Source organism: uncultured Draconibacterium sp. (genome assembly GCF_913060805.1).
In the GTDB taxonomy this organism is placed as follows: Bacteria; Bacteroidota; Bacteroidia; order Bacteroidales; family Prolixibacteraceae; genus Draconibacterium.
This window is the reverse complement of record NZ_CAJXTC010000068.1, coordinates 1-7,169: the sequence shown is the minus strand read 5'-3', so window position 1 is coordinate 7,169 and position 7,169 is coordinate 1. Positions and strand designations below refer to the sequence as shown.

The 7,169-nt window shown below is 39.6% G+C and carries 6 protein-coding genes and 1 pseudogene; 1 reads left to right on the top strand and 6 read right to left on the bottom strand.

The window, feature by feature from the left end:
• The 5 genes and pseudogenes from QZ576_RS22210 to ric all read right to left on the bottom strand — a co-directional run.
• Positions 1 to 182, bottom strand: a pseudogene (locus QZ576_RS22210) (cytochrome c nitrite reductase small subunit); the annotation flags it as partial.
• Between the two features lie 234 nt (positions 183 to 416).
• On the bottom strand, positions 417 to 1,604 hold the full coding sequence (locus tag QZ576_RS22205; RefSeq protein ID WP_297101710.1) for a PAS domain-containing protein: 1,188 nt from the start codon (positions 1,602 to 1,604) through the stop codon (positions 417 to 419).
• Positions 1,605 to 1,626: 22 nt separating this feature from the next.
• On the bottom strand, positions 1,627 to 1,827 hold the full coding sequence (locus tag QZ576_RS22200; RefSeq protein ID WP_297101708.1) for a ferredoxin: 201 nt from the start codon (positions 1,825 to 1,827) through the stop codon (positions 1,627 to 1,629).
• 50 nt (positions 1,828 to 1,877) lie between these two features.
• The gene (locus QZ576_RS22195) at positions 1,878 to 2,318 is read right to left on the bottom strand and encodes an Rrf2 family transcriptional regulator (RefSeq protein ID WP_297101705.1); all 441 of its coding nucleotides are present in this window, start codon (positions 2,316 to 2,318) and stop codon (positions 1,878 to 1,880) included.
• 4 nt (positions 2,319 to 2,322) lie between these two features.
• Positions 2,323 to 3,051, bottom strand: a complete 729-nt coding sequence (gene ric / locus QZ576_RS22190) for an iron-sulfur cluster repair di-iron protein (protein WP_297101702.1) — start codon at positions 3,049 to 3,051, stop codon at positions 2,323 to 2,325.
• A 106-nt stretch (positions 3,052 to 3,157) separates the two neighbouring features.
• Between ric and QZ576_RS22185 the strand changes: the two genes are divergently transcribed.
• Positions 3,158 to 5,398, top strand: coding sequence for a nitric-oxide reductase large subunit (locus QZ576_RS22185; protein WP_297101700.1), 2,241 nt, complete (start codon positions 3,158 to 3,160; stop codon positions 5,396 to 5,398).
• Positions 5,399 to 5,549: 151 nt separating this feature from the next.
• On the opposite strand, the gene QZ576_RS22180 is transcribed toward QZ576_RS22185, so the two are convergent.
• Positions 5,550 to 7,034, bottom strand: coding sequence for a VWA domain-containing protein (locus QZ576_RS22180; protein ID WP_297101698.1), 1,485 nt, complete (start codon positions 7,032 to 7,034; stop codon positions 5,550 to 5,552).
• Positions 7,035 to 7,169 lie beyond the last annotated feature (135 nt).

The window sequence follows — 7,169 nt, the reverse complement described above, 5'->3', positions numbered from 1 at the left end:
TGCTGCCACGTGGCATACTGTGGTGCCATTATGTGACAATTGGTACAGGTTGCAGGATTATCAGAAAGGTATGAATGTGCTTTTGAAACATAAAGCAGAAATAATACCAGACCTACTAAAATACTTAAAGTGAATATTACAGGTAATTGCCATTTTTTCGGCGGAAGTAGTTGTTTTAGCATAGCGATAGTCGATCAAACTTTTATGAAGTAAATATCTTTTGAATCATACCGAAATTTTGTACCAAATGTTACAAACCGGCATTTTTCTTAAGAAAGAAATACTTCTTATCTCAAACTATCTGGTCATTAGTCAGCACAACTAAAGAACGTTTTCCCACGTCTCTAATCTGACAGAAATCAGCCATTCCGGGGGCAAAATTACACGTTTGGGACAAACGACTTTTAGGAATTATGCTACCAGTCGAGTAACCGTTTTTCGCCTTCCAGGGCTTTGATCTCCGAAATTTCCTGCGACACTTCAATCACTCCTTTATAATTACCCGATTGATCTCTTACCGCAAAATATTGAATAAGAATAAAGTCTCCTTTCATTTTTATCCAGAAAGAGGCTTGGTCTTTTTCGCCTGATTTAAACGATTCCACAATTTTTTCTACCACATGCACGCTTTCAGGAGGATGGCAATTTTTAACCTCGCGCCCGATGATCGCAACCGTTCGCGGGAAAATTCGTTTTGGCGGAGTAGAAAAATACTGAACCTTATCGTGTTCATCAACATAGGTAATATCAACCGGCAGATGATTAAAAATCAGTTTAATTTGTTCGGCATTCAAAATTCCTGTTCCAAGATTTATAAATCCATTGGAGTTACTTTCTTGTTCCTCCTGGATTATACTTCGGGGTTGAATATATGGAAAGCCAATTTCAAGACCCAATCGATTCATGGCTTGTAATTCTTCTTTACCGATTGTTGAAAGAATTACAGGAAACAAGATACGTTCCTCTCGGAATTTGATGGCCATCATATTAAAGAAGATATCGCCGACGCAACGATTAAAAGTCTTAATTTCGATGGAACCACTTTCCAATTGACCGATCACAAACTTTATATTGGATCGAATATCATCGTGAATAGACCACATAATCTGCAAACAACGGTAATCGGGCCATGCTTTTTCAATGGCCGGGAAGAGTACATTTTCTTTAATGGTATAGTGTTTTACAAAAACCTCCAGCTGTCTGAATTTGTTGAGCAAATTCGTTTGCAACACATTGTTCGCCGGGTCTTTTACGAAGGCTTTAAACACCGGTCTTATTTCATCTAAACTCCGCACCATTTCACGGTTATTCTTCTCCAAAACACCTAAAAAGGAATTGGTATCAGGTTCTATTCTTGGGTAAGTTTCAATGGGAATATGAAATATATTCAAAAGCTTACTGGCAAGCTTTTTCAGATCTTCAACAGAAATGCCTTCTTTTACTAAAATATCGAACAACGCAATAAAATCAGCGGGAATAACCGTTGGTATAAAATCTTTATTGGCGATAACAAAGGAATGTGCATTACCTGTCTCAAGAATCAGTTTTGAAACTTCTTTTAATTTAGCCTGCCTTTTCTCATTCGTTTTTGTGAATTCCGACATATCAGTTATCCATTAACAGATGTTATTCCTCAAATTTTATAATTTGTACAGGGCAATTCTCTGCTGCATCTTTAATTTCTAGTTCGTAAAAAGTGTAATCAAGCCCCGGCACCACAATCATTTTATCGAAAACTTTAAATACGCGCGGGGCAAAAAGATTACACATTTTACAGGCAATACAAGTGTTTATGCTGTCATCTCGCCAAACTCTTTTAATCGTCACTCAAACATTCTTTTAACAAAGTCACCATAATAAATTCAAAACAGGCATTACTATCCAATTCCTCGGTTTAGAACGGCTTCTCCTTTTCTGATTTTTTCGGATAATGCCTGTATGGTTTCTTCCTGAACAATTTCAAAAAACTTATCGCGTACTTCCTTATATTGTTCATGTAACGGGCATGGATTATCATTGTTACATGATTTTAATCCGAAACCACAACGATGGAAACAGGCATCACCTTCCATTACATGAATCACTTGGTACAGCGTCAGTTCATTCTGTTCGTTGTTAAAAAAGAATCCACCGCCCCGACCTTTTGCCGAATCAAGTAACCGGTGTCGGGTAAGCGTTTGCAAGATCTTTGCAGAAAACGCAGGAGGAGCCTCTATTTCTTTTGCAATCTCAACAACACCCGGTCGTTTTCCCTCCCAGTTTCGGAGCTGAACAAAAACCAGTGCCCGTATTGCATATTCAGTACTTTTAGCCAACATATTTTTAGTTTTTTGAAATAATTTCTTTTTCCAAAGCTAATGCTTTCAAAAATAAAATATTGTTTTCCAAATGAATATGTCGGTGTAAATCCTGCTCAAAATCGTTTAATGTTTGATAAGTAATACGATAAGTATTACATGCATCGGGCGGACAGGTATAATTAGATGTTAATGCTGCAATTTCAAAAAAGCGCTCGCCTTCAGCCTGGTGTTCATCTAACATAGTCTGAATGGGTGCATCTATTCCTCCGAATTCGGATAACCCCGTATTTTCTCCGTTTTTAGATTTTACTAATCTACGAATATATGGGAACAACACTAACTCTTCCTTTTTCATGTGCGCAGTGAGGTTCCCGGCTGCCGTTTCAAACAATTCGCGAACTTTATAAAGCTCCGGGTGATTTTCACCATGTACATTACAAAGCTTATTTAGTTTCTCCTGCAGAAATGGGATATTATCGTTGACGTATGAATGATGCCTTTTTTCAATATAATCACACAGTTCATTCAGTTCCATCGAATCGATATATTCTGAATCCGGATCGTTTGCCTGCACTACAATTTCCAACTCCGGTAACAAAGTAGCGATGTCTACATTTGCTTTTTCACAGGCTTTTTCCAGACTTATACCACCTCCACAACAAAAATCGATGTGGTTACGGTCAAATACCTGAGCGGTTTTATAATTTTCTTTTACGATCTCGCCTACTGTTGAATTTTTTCTGATTTCCATAGCTATTATTTTTTTGACAAAGATAGAAACATATTATAAAAGGACAACGGGGTCCTTTTATAATTTTATTATACATTTGTGGTACTAAACTTTAAAATCAGTATTTATGAATTCAAAAAAACTCTGGATCGGTTTTATCCTCGTAATGGTCATTTCGTTTGGAATACTTGGTTATTTTGGCCGGGAAATTTACCGACAAGCTCCTCCCATTCCTGAAAAAGTAATAACACCGGATGGCTCCGTATTATTTACTTCTGCTGATATAAAAGATGGCCAGAATGTTTGGCAATCGATGGGTGGACAGGAAGTTGGAACCATATGGGGACATGGAGCCTACAAAGCCCCTGACTGGACAGCTGACTGGTTGCACAAAGAAGCACTCTTCATTTTAGATACCTGGTCGTTGGCCGAATTTTCGCAATCGTATGATGACCTGCAGGACGAAAAACAGGCGCTTCTTCAAAAACGCCTTCAAAACGAACTGCGGAAAAACACATACGACAAAGCTTCGCAAAGTCTCATAGTTTCAAAAGTTCGTGCCGAAGCCATTAAAAGTAACAGTGTCCATTATTCAGGTTTATTTATGAACGATCCCGAACTGGCTGAGTTACGCGAAGCATATGCCATTCCGGCCAACTCGATAAAAGACAAAGTCCGAATGGATAAAATGAATGCGTTTTTCTTTTGGGCCAGCTGGGCCACGGTTACCGAACGCCCCGGAAAAGATATTACCTACACCAATAACTGGCCACCTGAAAAACTGGTTGGTAATGAGCCAACCGGATCGTTGCTTTTGTGGACAGGATTCAGTGTAATTATTTTGCTGTTTGGTATTGGACTACTCGGCTGGTATTATGCTACCAACCGCGAAGAAGAAGCTAATCCAGATATACCGAAAGTGAATCCTTTATCGGGAACCAAACTGACTCCATCGATGAAAGCCACTTTAAAGTATTTTTGGGTGGTAACAGCACTTATTTTAGTACAAATATTTATGGGCGTTGTAACAGCGCATTATGGTGTGGAAGGATTGGGCTTCTATGGCTTGCCACTGGCCGACTTCCTCCCCTATTCTATTTCCAGAACGTGGCACATACAACTGGCTATTTTCTGGATTGCAACATCGTGGCTCGCTACCGGACTATTTATAGCACCGGCAATTTCAGGTAAGGAACCAAAGTTTCAGCGCTTTGGTGTAAACTTTTTGTTTATCGCATTACTGATTATTGTTGTTGGCTCTTTAGCCGGCCAATGGATGGGCGTAATGCAAAAGCTGGGACTTGTTGAAAATTTCTGGTTTGGACACCAGGGCTACGAGTATGTTGACTTGGGCCGGTTCTGGCAGATTTTCCTTCTTATCGGTCTGGTATTGTGGCTGCTTTTAATGGGTCGCGCAATCTGGCCGGCATTACAGGCAAAGAATGAAAACAGGCATTTACTTACCATGTTCCTGATTTCATCGATTGCGATTGCAGCTTTTTATGCTGCCGGTTTAATGTGGGGACGCCAAACTCACCTGGCGATTGCCGAATACTGGCGTTGGTGGGTTGTTCACCTTTGGGTTGAAGGATTTTTTGAAGTGTTTGCTACCGTTGCAATAGCCTTTCTTTTTGTGCGAATGCAGTTGATTCAGACAAAAATTGCAACATCAAGTGTGCTGTTCTCTACCATCATTTTCTTATCCGGAGGTATAATCGGTACCTTCCACCACTTGTATTTTACAGGAACACCAACAGCTGTTCTTGCATTGGGAGCTACATTTAGTGCATTGGAAGTAGTTCCACTGGTATTAATGGGTTTTGAAGCCTATCATAACATACGAATGAGCCGCGCCAAAGAATGGGTTGCTGCTTACAAATGGCCGATATACTTTTTTGTTTCGGTGGCATTCTGGAATTTCCTTGGTGCCGGAATCTTCGGATTCTTAATTAATCCACCAATTGCACTGTACTACATGCAGGGATTAAATACAACCCCGGTTCACGGTCACACGGCGTTATTTGGCGTTTATGGTATGTTGGGAATCGGACTGATGCTTTTTGTTTTGCGCGATATGGATTTAAATGCAGTCTGGAAAGAAAAATCGATACGCAACGCATTCTGGATGATGAATATAGGGCTTTTGCTAATGGTGGTATTGAGTGTGTTGCCTGTAGGTTTGGCGCAAACGGTTGCCAGTGTAAAGCACGGTTTGTGGTATGCACGTTCAGCCGAATTTTTAGAAAGTCCAACATTGGAAACAATACGTTGGCTACGTGCCATTGGCGATACCATTTTTGCGGTTGGGGCACTGTATTTGGGCTGGTTCGTTTTCGGTTTGAAAACGGGATGGTCAGTTAAAAAGTAAACAAAATTGAAGCCGGAACAATTTGTCCCGGCTTCATTATATTATTCACTTTTATATTTAAGATTCTCATTTTCCTCTAGTAGAAAAGGAACTTAATTCGGAAGTGATTTTCTATTCTTGTCCTTTCTTGAGGTCATAGAACTCTGAAATACTATTCGTGCCAGTCGGAAACCAACTCAACGAACTCGTGTCGATATCCGAACGGATCAAAAGAAACCGAATTTTCGAGAAGGTCAAGAACTAATTCTTTCGAAGCGGTTCCTTTGTATTCTGATTGTTTCATTATTAGTCCTAATCCACCAACCGCTGCAGCAAATTTCATGTTCTCTGATGATGCGGCGATATCCAGTGTTGTGCCGTTTACTTCGTGCTTTATCAATTGGCTTTCGCTTGCGTTTGGCTTTTTATACCTAAAATCGAATTGTGCGAATTTTTCATTCGTCGTTCCATCTGTAAGTACAAGTTCGTAAAGCGCTGTAATGGTTTGCGACGAACCAATCTCTCCTGCATCGGTTGAATCGTTTTCAAAATCTTCATTTTCCAAACTTCGGTTCTCGTAACCAATGAGGCGGTACGAGTCAACCCTGTTTTCATTAAATGTCAACTGTATTTTTGAATCTTTTGCGACCGTGAAAAATTTACCAAATTCATGTGTAAATACCTTTTGTATCTGGTTGGCATTGTCGATGTATTCGTAATTACCATTTCCCTTATTGGCAATTTGCTCCATCATGTGGTCGTTCAGGTTTCCACTTCCAACACCCAGTACTGTTAAATAAATTCCCGATTCGCGTTTTTCTTCGATCAATTCAACCAACTCATCGGTTGACGACGGACCAACATTAAAATCTCCGTCAGAACCTAAAATCACCCGGTTGTTGCCATCCTGAATAAAGTTTTCTTCTGCAATATCGTAAGCCGTTAATATTCCGGCTGCACCTGCAGTAGAACCACCGGCACCAAGTTTATTTATTGCTTCTTTAATTTTATCCTTTTCATCACCGTATGTCGAAGGGAGCAATACTCCTGCCTCTCCGGCATAGGTAACAATTGCAATTTTATCCTGGTCCTTTAGGTTATCTGTCATGGTTTTAAATCCCGACTTAAGAATACCTAGTTTCTCCGGCGAATTCATCGATCCGGAAACATCGATTAGAAACACATAGTTCGAATTTGGCAGTTCATTTTCAGGGATGGTTTTTCCCTTCATTCCCAAACGCATAAGATAATGATCTGTATTCCAGGGGCAACTTGCTATTTCAGAATTTAACGATACATTTTCACCATTTGTCGGCCCAGCGTAATCGAAAGTAAAGTAATTGAGGTATTCTTCAATTCGTACCGAAGCTTTAGGTGGCGTTTGTCCCAAGTATAAAAAACGTCTCATATTCGCATACGAGCCACCATCGGCATCAACCGAGAATGTAGAAACCGGTTGATCACTAACTTTTATAAAAGGATTTTCTTCATAATCATTGTAGTTTTCGCGGTAGCTGTCCTCATAGTTGTCCTGACCAGAATCCATTAAAGCGGCCAGGTACATTTCATTGTATCTGACATCACTAGTTTCATCTTCAGTGCAAGCATTAAATAGAAACAAGATTAAAACGGCGGCGAAGAATAGCTTTGTTTTCATAGTGTTTGTGTTTATTTATAATTGTTAATATAAATTCGAACAATATTTTACCGGAACACTTTGAGTAACTCACCTACGAAATAGTAGTTATCATTTGAAACAATTTTAAAAGGAGATTCCTGAGGTGATTCAGCT

Bases quoted from the DNA above. Each gene is read 5' to 3' on its own strand.
- QZ576_RS22205 (WP_297101710.1), bottom strand. From the start codon at position 1,604: ATGTCGGAATTCACAAAAACGAATGAGAAAAGGCAGGCTAAATTAAAA.
- QZ576_RS22195 (WP_297101705.1), bottom strand. From the start codon at position 2,318: ATGTTGGCTAAAAGTACTGAATATGCAATACGGGCACTGGTTTTTGTT.
- ric (WP_297101702.1), bottom strand. From the start codon at position 3,051: ATGGAAATCAGAAAAAATTCAACAGTAGGCGAGATCGTAAAAGAAAAT.
- QZ576_RS22185 (WP_297101700.1), top strand. From the start codon at position 3,158: ATGAATTCAAAAAAACTCTGGATCGGTTTTATCCTCGTAATGGTCATT.
- QZ576_RS22180 (WP_297101698.1), bottom strand. From the start codon at position 7,034: ATGAAAACAAAGCTATTCTTCGCCGCCGTTTTAATCTTGTTTCTATTT.